A 15,880-nucleotide genomic window follows, 5' to 3' on the forward strand; every position below is an offset into this window, starting at 1 on the left:
CGCCGGCTGCATCGGCGCGAAGCCAATGGCGGATAACGCGTGCCGCGTTATCCGCCCTACGACGCGATGCCTTTGTCGGATGCGGTGGAGCGCAGCGATAGCCATCAAGCCCCGTGCTGCGACAGCATGGGTATCGCTGCGCCCCACCCATCCTACGAAGAGCCGCCGGGTGCCAGCAGCAGGTTTGGCGCGGTACGCAGGTAGCCGTCTTCGGCGAGGCGGATGTCCAGCGCGAGGCTGGCCAGGTCGTCCGCCTGGGCCTCGGCGTGCTTGTCGTGCTGCAGGTAGAACTGCTTGAGGTAGGACTGGCAGCCGGGGCAGGTTTCTGCCTTGAGCGGCGCCTGGTCGCTGGCCACACCTTCGCGCTGCAGCGAGTAGTAGGCCAGGCCCTTGCTCTCGGCGCAGTGGCTGCACTTCACCCGCACGTAGTGCCATTCGCAGGAACACAGCGAGCAGGACAGGTAACGCAGCCCGGCGTGCTTGCCCTGGCTGCGGATCATCCCTGCCACCGGCGGCGCGCCGCAGGCCGGGCAGAGGGTCTGGCTGCCGGTTTCGGCCAGGGTGTCGTCGGGCAATTGCAGCAACCACTGACTGAAAGCGACCTGAAGGACGGCGCCGAGGAAGGGCACCAGCGCCGGCGGCAGCAGGTCGAACTGGCCGTTGAGCAGGCCGAGCGCCCAGGCCTTGCGCTGGCCAGAGTCGGCGTTGCGCAGGACTTTCAGCGCCTCGACCACCGCCGGATTGGCGGTGAGTTCGTAGGCGTCGAGGAAGGCGTCCAGCAGCGGCAGCCAGGCGCCCTCGCGCACCAGCATTTCGTAGGCCAGCGGCGGCATGCGGTGCTCGCGGCTGCGGGCCAGCGCGGCGGCGTCCGGCGATTGCAGGAACAGCTTGCGGTCGAGCAGCGCCTGCTGAGTTTCGCAGACGCCAGCGATCAGTTCGAGGTAGCCCTGCAGGGGATTGCCCGGTGCCAGCTCACGCAGGCGCGCGGCGCGGCGGGAGAACAGATCGGGAGACGGCAGGTTGAACAACGGGGGGATGTTGGCGGCAGCTTCGATCTGCCCGGGTTCGAGAATTCGGCCTGACACGCAGGACTCCTTGTTGATGGGGGTTCGGGGCCTTGAGAGCCCCTCACCCTAGCCCTCTCCCAGAGGGAGAGGGGACTGTCCGTGCCGGCTGGCAATCCAGTGTCAGCCGGCATTCATTTCAGCAGCGTTGCAGGTCAGTGCCCCTTGCCCTTGTCCACGTCCTTCAGCCAGGCGGCGTGGTGCTTGCGCGCCCAGCCGCGGCTGACCCAGCCGTAGAGCATGGCGCCCATCGAGCCCTTCACCCAGATACCGGCGTAGATGTGCACCAGGATGCTGCAGATGAGCACGAAGGCGGCAAAGGCATGCAGCAGCGAGGCGATGCGGATGAGGTCGATGCCGAAGAAGTGGCTGAAGTAGGCACGCCACATCACGAAACCGGTCACCAGCAGCACCAGCATGCACAGCAGCAGGGTCCAGAACAGCAGCTTCTGCCCGGCGTTGTAGCGGCCGACTTCCGGGAGGTTTTCCTCGCGGTTGGTGACCACGTCGCGCCATTGCTTCAACCACTGCACGTCGCGCTTCTCCACCAGGTTGTGGTGGGCGAAACGGATCACCAGGCCGAGGAAGAACAGGAACATCGCCACCCCGAGGAAGGGGTGCAGGACTCGCGTCCACGGCCCGCCGCCGAACAGGTTGGTCAGCCAGAACATGGCCGGGTGGAACAGCGCCAGCCCCGAGAGGCCGGCGAGGAAGAACAGGATGGCCACCATCCAGTGGTTGCTCCGTTCGTTGGCGTTGTAACGCTGGATATCTTTTTTCATGTCGTCGGGCTCCTTGCTGCCCTTTTCCGCCCTCCCCATGGGGAGGGCGGAAGTCAGTCAGCGGGGATCACGCGGATCGTAGCCATGCACCGAAGGGTCGACCTTGTGCACCGGCGCCTGCGGGTCGGGTCCGTCTTCCTCGTCCTCCTCGACCCGGTTGGGGCCGATGCGGGTGTAGTGGAAGAACCCGGCCAGCACCACGCCCGCCATGGCCAGCAGGCCCAGCGGTTTGGTGAGGCCTTTCCACAGGCTGACCATCGGGCTGATGGCCGGTTTGTCGGGCAGGCCGGCATACAGCGAGGGCTGGTCGTTGTGGTGCAGCACATACATGACGTGGGTGCCGCCCACGCCTTGCGGGTCGTACAGGCCGGCGTTCTCGAAGCCACGGGACTTCAGGTCCTGGATGCGCTCGGCGGCGTGTTCCTTCATGTCCTCCTTGGTACCGAAGACGATGGCGCCGGTCGGACAGGTCTTCACGCAGGCCGGTTCCATGCCCACCGCCACGCGGTCGGAACACAGGGTGCACTTGTACGCCTTGTGGTCCTTCTGCGAGATGCGCGGAATGTTGAACGGGCAGCCGGTGATGCAGTAGCCGCAGCCGATGCAGTGGTCCTGGTTGAAGTCGACGATGCCGTTGGCGTACTTCACGATGGCGCCAGGGCTCGGGCAGGCCTTCAGGCAACCCGGTTCCTCGCAGTGCATGCAGCCGTCCTTGCGGATCAGCCACTCCAGGTTGCCGGCCGGGTTCTCATGCTCGGTGAAGCGCATGACCGTCCAGGACTGGTCCGTGAGGTCGATGGGGTTGTCGTAGGTGCCGTGGTTGTGGCCCACCTCGTCGCGCAACTCGTTCCACTCCGAGCAGGCGACCTGGCAGGCCTTGCAGCCGATGCACTTGGACACATCGATCAGCTTGGCCACTTCCTCCTCGTGCCGCACCGAGGGTGACGGCAGGGTCGTGGCGGAGCGGGCGTAGATGTCTTGACTACTCATGCTTCACCTCACGCCTTTTCCACGTTGACGAGGAAGGACTTGAACTCCGGCGTCTGCGTGTTCCCGTCGCCCACGAAGGGGGTCAGGGTGTTGGTCAGGTAGCCGTTGCGCGCGACCCCGGAGAAGCCCCAGTGCAGGGGGATGCCCACGTGGTGCACGGTCTTGCCGTTGACCTGCAGCGGACGGATGCGCTTGGTCACCACCGCCACCGCCTTGATGAAGCCGCGGTTGGAGGAGACCTTCACGCGGTCGCCGGCCTTGATGCCGAGTTCCTTGGCCAGCGCCTCGCCGATCTCGACGAACTGTTCCGGCTGGACGATGGCATTCAGACGGCAATGCTTGGTCCAGAAGTGGAAGTGCTCGGTGAGCCGGTAGGTGGTCGCGGCGTAGGGGAACTCGTCGGCCTTGCCGAACAGCTCCATGTCGTTCTTGAACACCCGCGCCGCCGGGCTGCTGATCGCCTGCGGGTTCTTGTGCAGCGGGTTGACGCCGATCGGCGTCTCGAACGGCTCGTAGTGCTCGGGGAACGGCCCCTCGGCCATCTTGTCGACGGCGAAGAAACGCGCCACGCCTTCGGGGTTCATGATGAACGGGTTCATCCCCGCTTCCGGCGGTACGTCGGCCTTGTAGTCGGGCACGTCGGTGCCGCCCCAGGCCTTGCCGTTCCACCACACCAGACGCTTCTTCACCGGGTCCCACGGCTTGCCGCTGACGTCCGCCGAGGCGCGGTTGTAGAGGATGCGCCGGTTGGCCGGCCAGGCCCAGGCCCAGCCCAGGGTCTGGCCCATGGCGTAGGGGTCGCTGTTATCGCGGCGGGCCATCTGGTTGCCCAGTTGCGTCCAGGAGCCAGCGAAGATCCAGCAGCCGCTGGCGGTGCTGCCGTCGTCGCGCAGCAGCGCGAAGGCCGGGAGCTGCTCGCCGGCTTTCGCCAGGACCATGCCATTGTTCGGGTCGACGATGTCGGCCAGGGCCTTGCCGTTGTACTCCTTGGCCACCTCTTCCGGGCTCGGCTCATCCGGCCGCAGGTACGGCCAGTCCAGGCCCAGGATCGGGTCGGGGAAGGCGCCGCCATCCTTGCGGTAGGCCGCCTGCAGGCGATGCAGCAGGCCGCTCATGATGGCGATGTCGGTACGCGCCTCACCCGGCGGTTCGGCACCCTTCCAGTGCCACTGCAGCCAGCGACCGGAGTTGACGATGGAGCCGTCTTCCTCGGCGAAGCAGCTGGTCGGCAGGCGGAACACCGTGGTCTGGATGGCCTTGCTGTCCACCTCGTTGAACTCGCCGGCGTTGCGCCAGAACTCCGAGGTCTCGGTGGCCAGCGGGTCCATCACCACCATCCACTTCAGCTTGGCCAGCGCGGCGCTGACCTTGGCCTTGTTGGGGAAGGAGGCGATGGGGTTGAAGCCCTGGCAGAAGTAACCGTTGACCTTGCCCTGGTACATCATGTCGAAGTAGCGCAGCACGTCGTAGCCGGCGCCGGGCATGTCCAGCTTGGGCAGCCAGTCGTAGCACCAGTTGTTGTCCTTGGTGGCGGCCTTGCCGAACCAGGACTTCATCAGGCTGACGTGGAACTTGGGATAGTTCTGCCAGTAGGACAACTGCCCCGGGCGCAACGGTTTGCTGGTGCGCTTGGTGATGTAGGCGTTGTAGTCCTGCTCCGCATCCATGCCCAGGGTCAGGTAGCCGGGCAGCGAGTTGGACAGCAGACCCAGGTCGGTCAGGCCCTGGATGTTGGAGTGGCCGCGCAGGGCGTTCATGCCGCCGCCGGGCATGCCGATGTTGCCCAGCAGCAGCTGGACCATCGCGCCGGTGCGGATCATCTGTGCGCCCACCGAGTGCTGGGTCCAGCCCAGGGCGTACATGATGGTCATGACCTTGGTCGGCGCCGCGGTGGTGGAAATCACTTCCCACACCTTGAGCATCATGTCCTTGGGCGTGCCGCAGATGTTGCTCACCACGTCCGGCGTATAGCGGCTGTAGTGCTGCTTCATCAGGTTGAACACGCAGCGCGGGTGCGTCAGGGTCGGGTCGACCTTGGCGAAGCCGTCCTCGCCCAGCTCGTATTGCCAGGAGGACTTGTCCGGGTAGGTGCGCTTCTCCGCGTCGTAGCCGTTGAACAGCCCGTCGTCGAAGCCGAAGCCTTCCTTCACGATGAAGGAGACGTCGGTGTAGTTGTGCACGTATTCCTTCTGGTACTTGTCGTTTTCCAGCAGGTAGTTGATCAGACCGCCAAGGAAGGCGATGTCGGTGCCGGTACGGATGGGCGCGTAGTAGTCGGCCACCGAAGCGGAACGGGTGAATCTGGGGTCGACCACCAGCAGGCGCGCCTTGTTGTGCGCCTTGGCCTCGGTCACCCACTTGAAGCCGCACGGGTGCGCTTCAGCGGCGTTTCCGCCCATGATCAGAATCAGATCGGCATTCTTGATGTCGGTCCAATGGTTGGTCATGGCTCCACGGCCAAACGTCGGGGCAAGACTTGCCACCGTCGGGCCGTGTCAGACACGCGCTTGGTTGTCGAACGCCAGTACGCCTAAGGAACGCACCACCTTGTGGGTGATGTAGCCCGCTTCGTTGGAAGACGCCGACGCGGCCAGGAAGCCGGTGGTCAGCCAGCGGTTCACCGTCTGGCCCTGGGCGTTCTTCTCGATGAAGTTGGCGTCGCGGTCTTCCTTCACCAGCTTGGCGATGCGGTCGAGCGCCTCGTCCCAGCCGACGCGCTTCCACTCCGAGGAGCCGGCTTCGCGAACCTGCGGGTACTTCAGGCGGTTCGGGCTGTGGACGAAGTCCAGCAGGCCGGCGCCCTTGGGGCAGAGCGTGCCGCGGTTGACCGGGTGATCGGAGTCACCCTCGATGTGGATGATGTTCTGCGCCACGTTCTTCGCCGCGTCACCCTGGCTGTACAGCAGGATGCCGCAGCCTACCGAGCAGTACGGGCAGGTGTTGCGGGTCTCGACGGTGCGCGCAAGCTTGAAGTGGCGGATCTGGTCGGCGAATGCATCCGGGGGTGCCATCCCGAGTGCCGCCAGGCTCGATCCTCCAAGGCCCACAGCGCAGACCTTGAAAAATTGCCGACGGTTCATATCCATCGTGCGTCTCCTGATCAGGCAGCGTACGTCCGGTGCATGGCCGGACCCTTGCTGCTTAAAAGATAGCCAAGCGGGCGCGATGCGCCAGCTTTGAGCGGGGCAGACCATGCATGGCCGGGATCAGCGGCGCATTGACGCGCGTCAGTGCGTCACTCAGAACGCACTGCCGAGTACCCCCAAATGGGCAACGGGCGGGTAGGCGCAGGAGATACTTGCGCCGTCGGGGCGACAGGCGGATTGCGCGCGATCCGGCTGGAGGGTTTCGTGCAGCCCGAGCAGGGCCACGCCGATGAGGGCAGCGAGCAGGTAATGGCGCGCGTGTCTTGTTCTTATCGCTTTCATGACGACCTCCGTCACTTCAGCCTGCAATCGGGGCCTTGCAGCCCTGCCATGGGGTTGAGTCTGGAACCTGTGGCGCTCCTGTCAACCTCAAGCGCTTGACCGAAATGCCCGAACGGCACGGCAGCCGGGCCGTTAACCGGCACATGTCCGGCCCAGTAGGGTGGCAGGATCCGATTACCCAAGAGCGCTTCCATGTCGTCCGCCGCCTCGCCCTACCCTCACCTGCTCGCCCCACTCGACCTGGGCCCGATTCAACTGCGCAACCGTGTGGTGATGGGCTCGATGCACACCGGCCTGGAAGACCGCCTGTGGGACTTCGGCAAACTCGCCGCCTACTACCGCGAGCGGGCGCGCGGCGGCGTCGGGCTGATCATCACCGGCGGCTTTGCGCCCAACCGCGAAGGCTGGCTGCTGCCGCTGGGCAGCAGCCTGACCAGCGGTCTGCAGGTGCCCGCGCACCGCCGTCTGACCCAGGCGGTGCACCGCGAGGGCGGGCGCATCCTGCTGCAGATCCTCCACGCCGGGCGCTACGGCTATCACCCGCTGGTGGTCTCGGCCTCGCCAGTGAAATCACCGATCAGCTGGTTCGCCCCGCGCGAGCTGTCCGAGCGCGGCATCCTGCGCACCCTCGCCGCCTTCGTGCGCTGCGCGAAGCTCGCCCACGCCGCCGGCTACGACGGCGTGGAGATCATGGGCAGCGAAGGCTACCTGCTGAACCAGTTCCTCTGCCCGCGCACCAATCAGCGCGCTGACCGCTGGGGCGGCGACCTGGGCAACCGCATGCGCCTGCCGCTGGAGATCGTCCGCCGCACGCGTCGCGCGCTGGGGGAACGCTTCGTCATCAGCTACCGCCTGTCGCTGCTCGACCTGGTGGAAGGCGGCAACAGCTGGGACGAGGTGCGTACCGTTGCCCGAGCCCTCGAAGGCGCCGGCATCGACCTGCTCAACACCGGCGTCGGCTGGCACGAATCCAGGGTGCCGACCATCGTTACCTCGGTGCCGCGTGCGGCCTTCGCCGAAGTCACCGCGCGCCTGCGTCGCGAACTGCGCGTGCCGGTGATCGCCAGCAACCGCATCAACACGCCGGAAGTCGCCGAGCAGTTGCTCGCCGAAGGCCACGCCGATCTGGTGTCCATGGCCCGGCCCCTGCTGGCCGACCCACAGTTCGTGGAGAAGGCCGCCGCCGGCCGCGCCGCCTCGATCAACACCTGCATCGCCTGCAACCAGGCCTGCCTGGACCACGCCTTCGCCAATCGCCGCGCCAGCTGCCTGGTCAACCCGCGTGCGGCGTTCGAGACCGAACTGCGCTACCGCAAGGCACGCGTGCACAAGCGCATCGCCGTGATCGGCGCGGGGCCGGCCGGGCTTTCTGCCGCCTGTGTCGCCGCCGAGCGCGGCCACCGGGTGACGCTGTTCGAGGCCGCCGCGGAGATCGGCGGGCAGTTCAACCTGGCCCGGCGTGTGCCGGGCAAGGAAGAGTTCAGCGAGACGCTGCGCTACTTCGCCGTGCGTCTGGGCGAACTGGGCGTCGAAGTTCAGCTGGGACGGCGCATCCGCCGCGGTGAACTGAGCGGCGAGTACGACGAGGTGATAGTCGCCACCGGCATCCAGCCGCGCACGCCGTCGATTCCGGGCATCGGCCACGCCAGGGTGCTCAGCTACCTCGATGTGCTGCGTGGCGCAGCGGTGGGCGAGCAGGTCGCGCTGATCGGCGCCGGCGGCATCGGCTTCGACGTCGCCAGCTTTCTGCTGGCCGAGCGCGAAGGCCCGCAACCGCTGGGCGAGTGGCTCGGCCAGTGGGGCATCGACCTGGACAACGCCACGGGAGGCGGACTGATCCCGCCAGTCGCCGCCGCCCCACGCCGGCAACTCTGGCTGCTGCAGCGCAAGGCCGGCCAACCCGGCGCCGGGCTGGGCAAGACCAGCGGCTGGGTGCACCGCGCGCACCTCAAGCATCACGGCGTGCGCATGCTGGGCGGCGTGGAGTACCTGCGCATCGACGATGACGGGCTGCATGTGCGCATCGACGGCCAGGAGCAATGCCTGGCGGTGGACAACGTGGTGATCTGCGCCGGTCAGGAACCGCTGCTGGAACTGCAACCGACGCTCGCCGCGCAGAACCTGCGCTACCACGTCATCGGCGGGGCCAGCGTGGCGCGGGAGCTGGACGCCAAGCGGGCGATCCGCGAAGGCGCGGAGCTGGCCGCACGCCTTTGACGGTTTCTGTAGGGACGAGGGGGACGCCTAGTTCTTGCTCGCGAACCGCCCAGCGCCGCAACTGCCTGGAAACTGTTCGCGAGCCAGCTCGCTCCTACAAGCTGAACACTGTGCGGAGAACCTTCTGACAAGCGTCTCGGCTAGGGCGACTGTAATCTGTTAGATTACAGTCCGGCGATGATCAGAAGCTTCCGTCACAAGGGGCTGCGCGCCCTTTACCAGCAAGGTGATCCTCGTGGAGTGAGGGCCGATCACGTGCCCCGGCTCAAACGCATCCTTGCCGCGCTGGAAAGCGCCAACGGCCCGCGAGACATGGACCTGCCCGGTTACCGCCTGCACGGCCTGAAAGGTTCGCTGTCCGGCTGCTGGGCCGTCAGCGTCTCGGGCAACTGGCGCGTTACCTTCCGTTTCGTCGACAGCGACGTGGAGCTGCTGGACTATCTCGACTACCACTGACTGGAGCACCCAGCATGGCGATGCACAACCCGCCCCACCCCGGCGAAATCCTCCTTGAGGATGTACTACCGGAGCTTCGCCTTTCCGTGACTGCTCTGGCGACCCATCTCGGCGTAAGCCGCCCGCACCTGTCCAAAGTGTTCCACGGCCGAGCGCCCATCAGCGCGGACCTAGCCTGGCGCCTGGAGCAGGCCGGCCTGGGCACGGCCCGCCACTGGTTGGCGATGCAGGCGGCTTACGATCTGTGGCAGGTCAGTCAGCAGGCGCACCCGCCCATTGCCCGGCTGCAAGCGGTGGCATAAGTCCCACGAATCACCCCTCCAGCAACACCTTGATCGCCTGCAGGTCACGCTCCACCCACTGGGCGTCGCGCTCGAAGGTGGCGTCGTCCATCTGCGGCTGGCGCAGCAGGGTGAGTTGCAGCTCGCAGCCATCGGCATTGGCGATCAGCCGCAGCGGGATGTGCACGGCCGGCGCCTGCTCGGGCAGTACCTCGTGGTCGAGCACGCCATACACATTGCGCGGCGAGAAGCGCACGCGCAGGGGGCCCTGGGGCGTCTGCGCCAGCCAGAGTTCACCGTCCAGCGGTTCGATGGAGCTGCACAAGCCTGAAGCCCAGTAGGGAAAGTTCGTCGGGGCGGCGAGGAACTCGTAGGCAGTGTCGCGCGGCCGCTCGATGCGGACGCTCAGTACGCGGGAAGCGCGGGTGGCCATGGTCGGGACCTCCATCGGGGCGGGAGCGACGCTCCAGTCTGGTGCATACTACGCGGCTGACTATTCTCGATCGACCGCAGGCCAGCCTTTCGCTGTCCTGCTTTGCGACCCTTTCCGGAGTTTCCCATGCCTACGCCACCCTGGTGGTTGTTCGTCCTTCCGCTGATCGCCGGCGCCTGCCTGCCACTCCAGGCCGGCATCAACGGCCAGCTGGCCAAGCAAGTGTCCAGCGTGCTGGCCGCCGCGCTGATTTCCTTCTTCGTCGGCATGCTCGGCCTGCTCGCACTGACCCTGGCCAATCGCGAGTTCCCCAGCATCGCGGCGATGCGCGGGATGCCCTGGTGGCAGTGGTGCGGCGGCTTCCTGGGGATGTTCTTCATCTTCATCGCCGCCTTTGCCGCGCCGCGCGTCGGTGCGCTGATGTTCATGGTGCTGGTGCTCGCCGGCCAGCTGGGCATGGCGCTGGCGCTCGACCACTTCGGCTGGGCCGGCTTCAAGGAAGCACCGGTGAGCACCCTGAAGATCGCCGGCATGGCCGCCATCGCGGTGGGTATCTGGATGATCCGCAAGGGCTGAACACCGCGGTTTACATTAAAGCAGTGGCGAACGGCAGGAGACGTCCATGACCGATATCCAGGTGATCCTGGTCGATGAACATGACAACCCGACCGGCACGATGGAAAAACACCAGGCCCATCATCTCGGGCTGCGCCACCGCGCCATCTCGGTCTATGTCTTCAATCGCGCCGGCGAACTGCTGCTGCAGCGCCGGGCGGCGGGCAAGTACCATTGCGGCGGGCTGTGGAGCAACACCTGCTGCGGCCACCCCTATCCCGACGAATCCGCGAAGCACGCCGCCGAACGCCGGCTGCGCGAGGAGATGGGCATCCAGGTCGGGTTGCGCAAACTGTTCGAGTTCAGCTACTGCCTGGAGCTGGCCAACGGCATGACCGAGCACGAGTACGGCCACCTGTTCGGTGCGGTCGACGATCAACCGCCGCGCCCTGATCCGCAGGAGGCCGACGACTTCCGCTACGTCGCCCTGCCCGAGCTGGAAACCGAGATGGCTGCGCACCCGGAGCGTTTCACGCCCTGGTTCCTCATCTGTTTCCCGACCTTCAGGGACTATCTGCGCGATAACGGCGGAATCGCCGCTCTGTAGAACGCCGCTCTATCGATGGCCGCTCTGTTCGTCGAAAGGCCAAGCAAATCTGCGCGCCGCTCACTATGATGCGCGCCTTCGCGCCACCGCACCGACTTGCCGCCATGAGAAAACCACCACTGATCGCCAACGCCGAACTGGACCGCCTGGAAACCTGGGCGAAGTACACCTCGGGCCTGTGCAAGGACTGCAACGCCACCTGCTGCACCATGCCGGCGGAAGTGAACGTCAACGACCTGATCCGTATCGGCGTCGTCGACGAATTCGAGCGCGACGAACCGGCGAAGAACATCGCCAAGCGCCTGCTCAAGGAAGGCGTCGTCGAGCGCTTCAACCAGAAGAGCGGCATCTTCACCCTGACCCGCACCAGCAACGGCGACTGCTACTTCCTCGACCGCAAGACGCGGCTGTGCAGCGTCTACGCCAAGCGCCCGGACACCTGCCGCAACCACCCGCAGGTCGGCCCACGCCCCGGCTACTGCGCCTACCGCAAGAAGACCGGCTGATCACGGCCGGCTGAAAGCACGGGGCTCCCGGCTCGCTATACTGCGCGCCAGCTCAGGAGCCCCTCATGAATTCCCTGCTCGAAGCCTGGCGGCATTCGCCAACCCACCGTCGTGTCTGGGCGCTTGCCGCGCCGATGATCCTCTCCAACGTCTCCGTACCGCTGGTCACCCTGGTGGACAGCGCGGTGATCGGCCACCTGCCGCACGCCCACCAGCTGGGCGCCGTGGCGGTCGGAGGCGGGCTCTACACCCTGCTGGTCGGCGTGCTGGGCTTCCTGCGCATGGGTACCACCGGGTTCGCCGCCCAGGCGGCCGGGCGTGAGGATGGCGGAGCGCTGCGGCGGATTCTCGGCCAGGGCCTGCTGCTGGCGCTGGGCCTGGCGCTGCTGCTCAGCCTGCTGGCGGTGCCGCTGACCGGGCCTGCGCTGGCACTGATGCGCCCGTCCCCCGAGCTGGACGTGCTGGCCCGCGAGTTCTTCCACATCCGCCTGTTCGGCCTGCCGGCAGCGCTGGCCACCTATGCACTGGTCGGCTGGTTCCTCGGCACGCAGAACGCCCGCGCGCCGCTGGCGATCCTGCTGACCACCAACCTCATCAACATCGTGCTCAGCCTGTGGTTCGTGCTGGGTCTGGGCTGGGGCGTGGCCGGTGCAGCGAAGGCCGCGGTGACCGCCGAATGGGGCGGCGCGCTGCTGGGCCTGGCACTGACCCGTGGTGCGCTGTTGCGTTTCCCCGGCCTGCCGGACTGGTCGCGCCTGCGCGCCTGGGCCAGCTGGCGACCGTTGCTGATGGTCAACCGCGACATCTTCATCCGCAGCCTGGCGCTGCAGGGCGTGTTCTTCCTGCTCACGGTTCAGGGCACGCGCCTGGGCGACGCGACGGTGGCGGCCAACGCACTGCTGCTCAACGGCCTGATGGTCACCGCCTACGCCCTCGACGGCCTGGCCCACGCCGTCGAGGCGCTGTGCGGCCACGCCATCGGCGGGCGTGACCGCACCGCGCTGCGCCGCTCCCTGGTAGTCGCCTGCGGCTGGTCGCTGATCGCCAGCCTGCTGTTCGTCGCCTTCTTCGCCTGCTTCGGGCACCTGTTCATCGCCCTGCAGAGCGACATCCCGGAAGTGCGCGCCACCGCGGACCAGTACCTGCCCTACCTCGCCTGCCTGCCGCTGATCGGCATGTGGAGCTACCTGCTCGACGGCCTGTTCATCGGCGCCACCCGCGCCCGCGAGATGCGCAACGCCATGCTGCTGGCCTGCGCCGCCAGCCTGCCGCTGGGTTTCGCACTGCAGGGCTGGGGAAATCACGGATTGTGGCTAACCTTCCTATGCTTCATGTTGCTGCGCGCGCTGGTCCTCGCCGGCTACGCCTGGCAGCTGACACGCCAAGATGCCTGGCAGGCGCCTGCCAGCCCCTGACCTGTTGAGGAGACGCCATGCCGGCTTGTCCCATTCCCGTTGACGAATCCCTGCGTCAGCAGACCCTGGATGAGATGAACCTGCTCGACACCCCGGCCGAGCATTACCTGGACACCCTGGTCCAGCTGACCCAGGACCTGGTGAAGGTCGATACCGTGCTGATCAGCCTGATCGACCAGGAGCGCCAGTGGTTCAAGGCCCGCGTCGGCCTGGATGCCAGCGAGACCACCCGCGACGTGTCCTTCTGCGGCTACGCGATCCTCGGCGAGGACACCCTGCTGGTGCCCGATGCCACCCTCGACGAGCGCTTCGCCGACAACCCGCTGGTGCTCGGCCCGCCCTACATTCGTTTCTACGCCGGGCGCCCGCTGCGCGCGGGCAATGGCCAGGCCATCGGCACCCTGTGCATGGTCGACCCGCGACCGCGCAACATGACCGAGGCGCAGCAGACCAACTTCCGCGACCTCGCCACCCTCGCCGAGGGCTACCTGCAATTGCGCAGCCTGATCCAGAGCAACCGCGACCTGCGCGTGGAGATGGACCGCGAGCAGCGCAAGGCCCTGCTCGACCCGTTGACCCAGCTGTGGAACCGTGGCGGCCTGCACACTTTCCAGGAGCGCGAATGTCGCCTGGCGCGGGAGAGCCACGTGCAGCTGGGCGTGCTCTACGCCGACCTCGACCACTTCAAGGCGATCAACGACCAGCACGGCCACGCCGCTGGCGACCTGGTGCTCTGCGAGTGCGCCCGGCGCCTGCGCGCCGCGCTGCGGCCGGACGACCTGCTGGTGCGCCAGGGCGGCGAGGAATTCGTCGCCCTGCTCAAGGTGAAGGACGGTGAAGAACTGCAACGCGTCGCCGAACGCGTGCGCGAGCTGATCGGCCACGAGCCGGTGCAGCTGCCCTGCGGACCGTTGCCGGTCAGCCTGAGCATCGGCTGCACCCTGCTGGGCACCTCGGAACTTGTCGACCAGGCGCTGGAACGCGCCGATGGCGCGCTCTACAGTGCCAAGCAGGCCGGGCGCAACCGGGTGAGTTTCAGTGCGCCGCCGGCCTCAGCCTGACCGCCGCCCGAACAAAAAAAGTAAGGCCCCAGCAGAGGACCCCACCCATGGCCCAAGCCATTGCCGCGTACCTGCACTACCTGTCGATCTTCATCCTGTTCGCCCTGCTGGTGCTGGAGCACCAGTTGTTCCGCCTGCCGCTGGACCTGGCGCGGGCGCGCAGCCTGGTGATAGTCGACCTGGCCTATGGCGCCTGCGCCGGCGTGGTGCTGCTGACCGGCGCGGCGCGCGTGGTCTGGTTCGCCAAGGGCACGGATTACTACCTGCACAACAGCCTGTTCCACGCCAAGATCGGCCTCTTCGTGCTGGTGGCGCTGCTGTCGATCCTGCCGACCATGACCTTCCTCAACTGGCGCAACGAGCTCAAGGCCGGCCGCGTGCCGGTGCCCAGCGAGCGCCAGGCCCGGCTGGTGATCATGACCATCCGCGTGGAGCTGCTGGCGCTGATGATCCTGCCGCTGCTGGCGACCCTGATGGCGCGTGGCTTCGGAATGATTGGCTGAGCGCATTCCTACAGACAGATAAGCGCCCTCCGATTCAGCCGCTGCGGTAATCGACGGATGCTCCTGCGCAGCCCCGACTGCCGCAGGACCTCACCATGTTTCGCCGCTCCCCCGACCGCCTCCCCTGGCCGTTGCTCTCCATCATGGCGGCCCTCGTCCTGAGCGGCTGCGCGAGCAACGAGTTCACTTTCGAAGCCGACCTGCCTGGCGACTTTCAGCTCACCGGCGATGCGCAGTACAGCGGTGCCACCTGCGAGCAGCCGGTGACCCACCGCATCTTCGAGACTCCGGGCCACAGCGAGCGGCCGCAGCGGGTCAGTTTCCAGGTGCCATTGAGCACCCGCGAGGGCGGCTGCACGCGGGACCTGAGTCGTATCGAGATCCAACTCGACGGCGATTCCGCCGATCTCGCCGGCACCCCCACAGCGCCGGACCAGGCCTTCGCCATTCTCCGATTCCAGGACCGTCTCGCCGATGCCGCCCTGCGCATGCCGCGCAAGGGCGTACGCATCTTCGACGGCCAGTGCCGTTGGCTGCAGCCGGCGCCGGGCGAGTTGCCGATGCAGCAGCGCACCCTGCAATGCCAGGCCTCCGACTTCATGGGCAACTGGCTGGAAGGCGCCCCCGGCGGCTCGCTGCAGCGCAATGAGTTGCCCGGGCGCATCGTGCGACTGGCCATCGGCATGGCGCCGGATCTACCCGCCACCGCCACCGGCCAGTAGCGCTAAGCCTGCAGCAGCTGCCCGAGCCGGCGATGCAGGGCATCGCTATCCGCCGCATCCGGCTGCAGATGGAAGCGCTCGCGCAGCACAGCCTGCAAGTCATCGGCACTCTCGATGCTGCGCTGCTCGACTTCGCCGTCCGCACCACGCCGGGTGAATTGCCCGTTGAACAGTGACAGCCGCGCGCCCTCCTCGCTGAGCGCCACGCGCAGGGAGTTGCGGAACACGCTCTGCGGGTAGGTCGAGGTGTACCAGTTGCGCATGCCGTAATCGGCCCAGTGCTGCGCTGCCAGGGTGAAGCGGTACAGCGTCTGCCAGCCGGACGCCGAGCGTGTCGCCATCTCCAGTTCTCCTTCGGCCGAACCGCTGATGCGCCAACCGCCGGGCAGCTCTTCGTTCACCCGCAGCGACAGGGCGTTCGGCGAGGCCGGGCCGCCGAAACCGATATCCACCAGGTGCGGTCCTTCGGGCAGATCGATACGCAGCAGCAGGTGCGTCTGCGGCGTCAGCGGTGCCTCCGCCGGCAGGCCCCAGCGCACCCGCGCCACCAGCAGGGTCACGCGGTAATCCAGGCTGGCCAGCAGGCGGGCGAACAGGCTGTTCAGTTCGAAGCAGTAACCACCGCGCCGGCGTTCGACGACCTTGGCGAACACCGCCTCCGGATCGATCAGGATGGGCTTGTCCAGCAGCACGTCGAGGTTCTCGAAAGGCAGGTGATGCAGCGCCGCGACGATCAGCCGGTCGAGGTTTTCCAGCGTCGGCGCGGGGCGCTCCGGTGGCAGACCGAGGCGCGCCAGGGTCGCGTCGAGCTGGGGGGCGCTGAAGGGGGTGAGCGGGGTCATGCGAGTCTCCTTTCGCGA

Annotated in this window: 17 protein-coding genes; 10 read left to right on the forward strand and 7 right to left on the reverse strand. The window is 66.9% G+C overall.

Translation table 11 applies throughout. The features are described from left to right. Window positions 1–152: 152 nt before the first annotated feature. The 5 genes from fdhE to J2T47_RS10210 form a co-directional block, all read right to left on the reverse strand. A complete protein-coding gene (gene fdhE / locus J2T47_RS10190; protein ID WP_253445544.1) occupies window positions 153–1,085 on the reverse strand; it encodes a formate dehydrogenase accessory protein FdhE in 933 nt (310 codons plus the stop codon). 134 nt (window positions 1,086–1,219) lie between these two features. After that, entirely contained in the window at window positions 1,220–1,846 is a 627-nt protein-coding gene (locus J2T47_RS10195) for a formate dehydrogenase subunit gamma (protein ID WP_253445548.1), read from the reverse strand. Between the two features lie 57 nt (window positions 1,847–1,903). Then, window positions 1,904–2,836, reverse strand: a complete 933-nt coding sequence (fdxH, locus tag J2T47_RS10200) for a formate dehydrogenase subunit beta (RefSeq protein ID WP_253445551.1) — start codon at window positions 2,834–2,836, stop codon at window positions 1,904–1,906. An 8-nt stretch (window positions 2,837–2,844) separates the two neighbouring features. Continuing rightward, window positions 2,845–5,922 (reverse strand): formate dehydrogenase-N subunit alpha, encoded by a 3,078-nt coding sequence (gene fdnG, locus J2T47_RS10205; RefSeq protein WP_253445555.1) that lies wholly within the window; start codon window positions 5,920–5,922, stop codon window positions 2,845–2,847. Between the two features lie 153 nt (window positions 5,923–6,075). Further along, a complete protein-coding gene (locus J2T47_RS10210; RefSeq protein ID WP_253445559.1) occupies window positions 6,076–6,264 on the reverse strand; it encodes a hypothetical protein in 189 nt (62 codons plus the stop codon). A gap of 192 nt (window positions 6,265–6,456) precedes the next feature. Here J2T47_RS10210 and J2T47_RS10215 point away from each other — a divergent pair, with 192 nt between their 5' ends. The 3 genes from J2T47_RS10215 (at window position 6,457) to J2T47_RS10225 (ending at window position 9,239) form a co-directional block, all read left to right on the forward strand. Further along, window positions 6,457–8,481 carry an NADPH-dependent 2,4-dienoyl-CoA reductase gene (locus tag J2T47_RS10215; RefSeq protein WP_253445562.1) on the forward strand — a complete coding sequence of 675 codons (2,025 nt, stop codon included), beginning with the start codon at window positions 6,457–6,459 and terminating at the stop codon, window positions 8,479–8,481. A gap of 177 nt (window positions 8,482–8,658) precedes the next feature. Then, the gene (locus J2T47_RS10220) at window positions 8,659–8,937 is read left to right on the forward strand and encodes a type II toxin-antitoxin system RelE/ParE family toxin (RefSeq protein WP_081515650.1); all 279 of its coding nucleotides are present in this window, start codon (window positions 8,659–8,661) and stop codon (window positions 8,935–8,937) included. 14 nt (window positions 8,938–8,951) lie between these two features. Further along, complete coding sequence (locus J2T47_RS10225; RefSeq protein ID WP_253445565.1) at window positions 8,952–9,239, forward strand: HigA family addiction module antitoxin; 288 nt, start codon at window positions 8,952–8,954, stop codon at window positions 9,237–9,239. 10 nt (window positions 9,240–9,249) lie between these two features. On the opposite strand, the gene J2T47_RS10230 is transcribed toward J2T47_RS10225, so the two are convergent. Continuing rightward, a complete protein-coding gene (locus J2T47_RS10230; protein ID WP_253445568.1) occupies window positions 9,250–9,651 on the reverse strand; it encodes an SRPBCC family protein in 402 nt (133 codons plus the stop codon). Window positions 9,652–9,777: 126 nt separating this feature from the next. On the opposite strand from J2T47_RS10230, the gene J2T47_RS10235 reads away from it, so the two are divergent. From J2T47_RS10235 to J2T47_RS10265, 7 genes are all read left to right on the forward strand, one after another. Then, entirely contained in the window at window positions 9,778–10,227 is a 450-nt protein-coding gene (locus tag J2T47_RS10235) for a DMT family transporter (protein ID WP_253445571.1), read from the forward strand. A gap of 46 nt (window positions 10,228–10,273) precedes the next feature. Next, complete coding sequence (idi, locus tag J2T47_RS10240; protein WP_253445574.1) at window positions 10,274–10,813, forward strand: isopentenyl-diphosphate Delta-isomerase; 540 nt, start codon at window positions 10,274–10,276, stop codon at window positions 10,811–10,813. A 104-nt stretch (window positions 10,814–10,917) separates the two neighbouring features. Next, entirely contained in the window at window positions 10,918–11,319 is a 402-nt protein-coding gene (locus J2T47_RS10245; RefSeq protein WP_169936289.1) for a YkgJ family cysteine cluster protein, read from the forward strand. 65 nt (window positions 11,320–11,384) lie between these two features. After that, window positions 11,385–12,734 (forward strand): MATE family efflux transporter, encoded by a 1,350-nt coding sequence (locus J2T47_RS10250; RefSeq protein ID WP_253445577.1) that lies wholly within the window; start codon window positions 11,385–11,387, stop codon window positions 12,732–12,734. A gap of 17 nt (window positions 12,735–12,751) precedes the next feature. After that, entirely contained in the window at window positions 12,752–13,795 is a 1,044-nt protein-coding gene (locus J2T47_RS10255) for a sensor domain-containing diguanylate cyclase (protein ID WP_253445580.1), read from the forward strand. A gap of 47 nt (window positions 13,796–13,842) precedes the next feature. Further along, the gene (locus J2T47_RS10260; protein WP_253445582.1) at window positions 13,843–14,298 is read left to right on the forward strand and encodes a DUF2214 family protein; all 456 of its coding nucleotides are present in this window, start codon (window positions 13,843–13,845) and stop codon (window positions 14,296–14,298) included. Between the two features lie 95 nt (window positions 14,299–14,393). Beyond that, window positions 14,394–15,020, forward strand: a complete 627-nt coding sequence (locus J2T47_RS10265; protein WP_253445586.1) for a hypothetical protein — start codon at window positions 14,394–14,396, stop codon at window positions 15,018–15,020. 2 nt (window positions 15,021–15,022) lie between these two features. Here J2T47_RS10265 and J2T47_RS10270 read toward each other — a convergent pair whose 3' ends face one another. Then, complete coding sequence (locus tag J2T47_RS10270) at window positions 15,023–15,862, reverse strand: arylamine N-acetyltransferase family protein (protein ID WP_253445589.1); 840 nt, start codon at window positions 15,860–15,862, stop codon at window positions 15,023–15,025. Window positions 15,863–15,880: the final 18 nt, after the last annotated feature.

The sequence above is a fragment of the Pseudomonas nitroreducens genome, assembly GCF_024170165.1.
Taxonomy (GTDB): domain Bacteria; phylum Pseudomonadota; class Gammaproteobacteria; order Pseudomonadales; family Pseudomonadaceae; genus Pseudomonas; species Pseudomonas nitroreducens_C.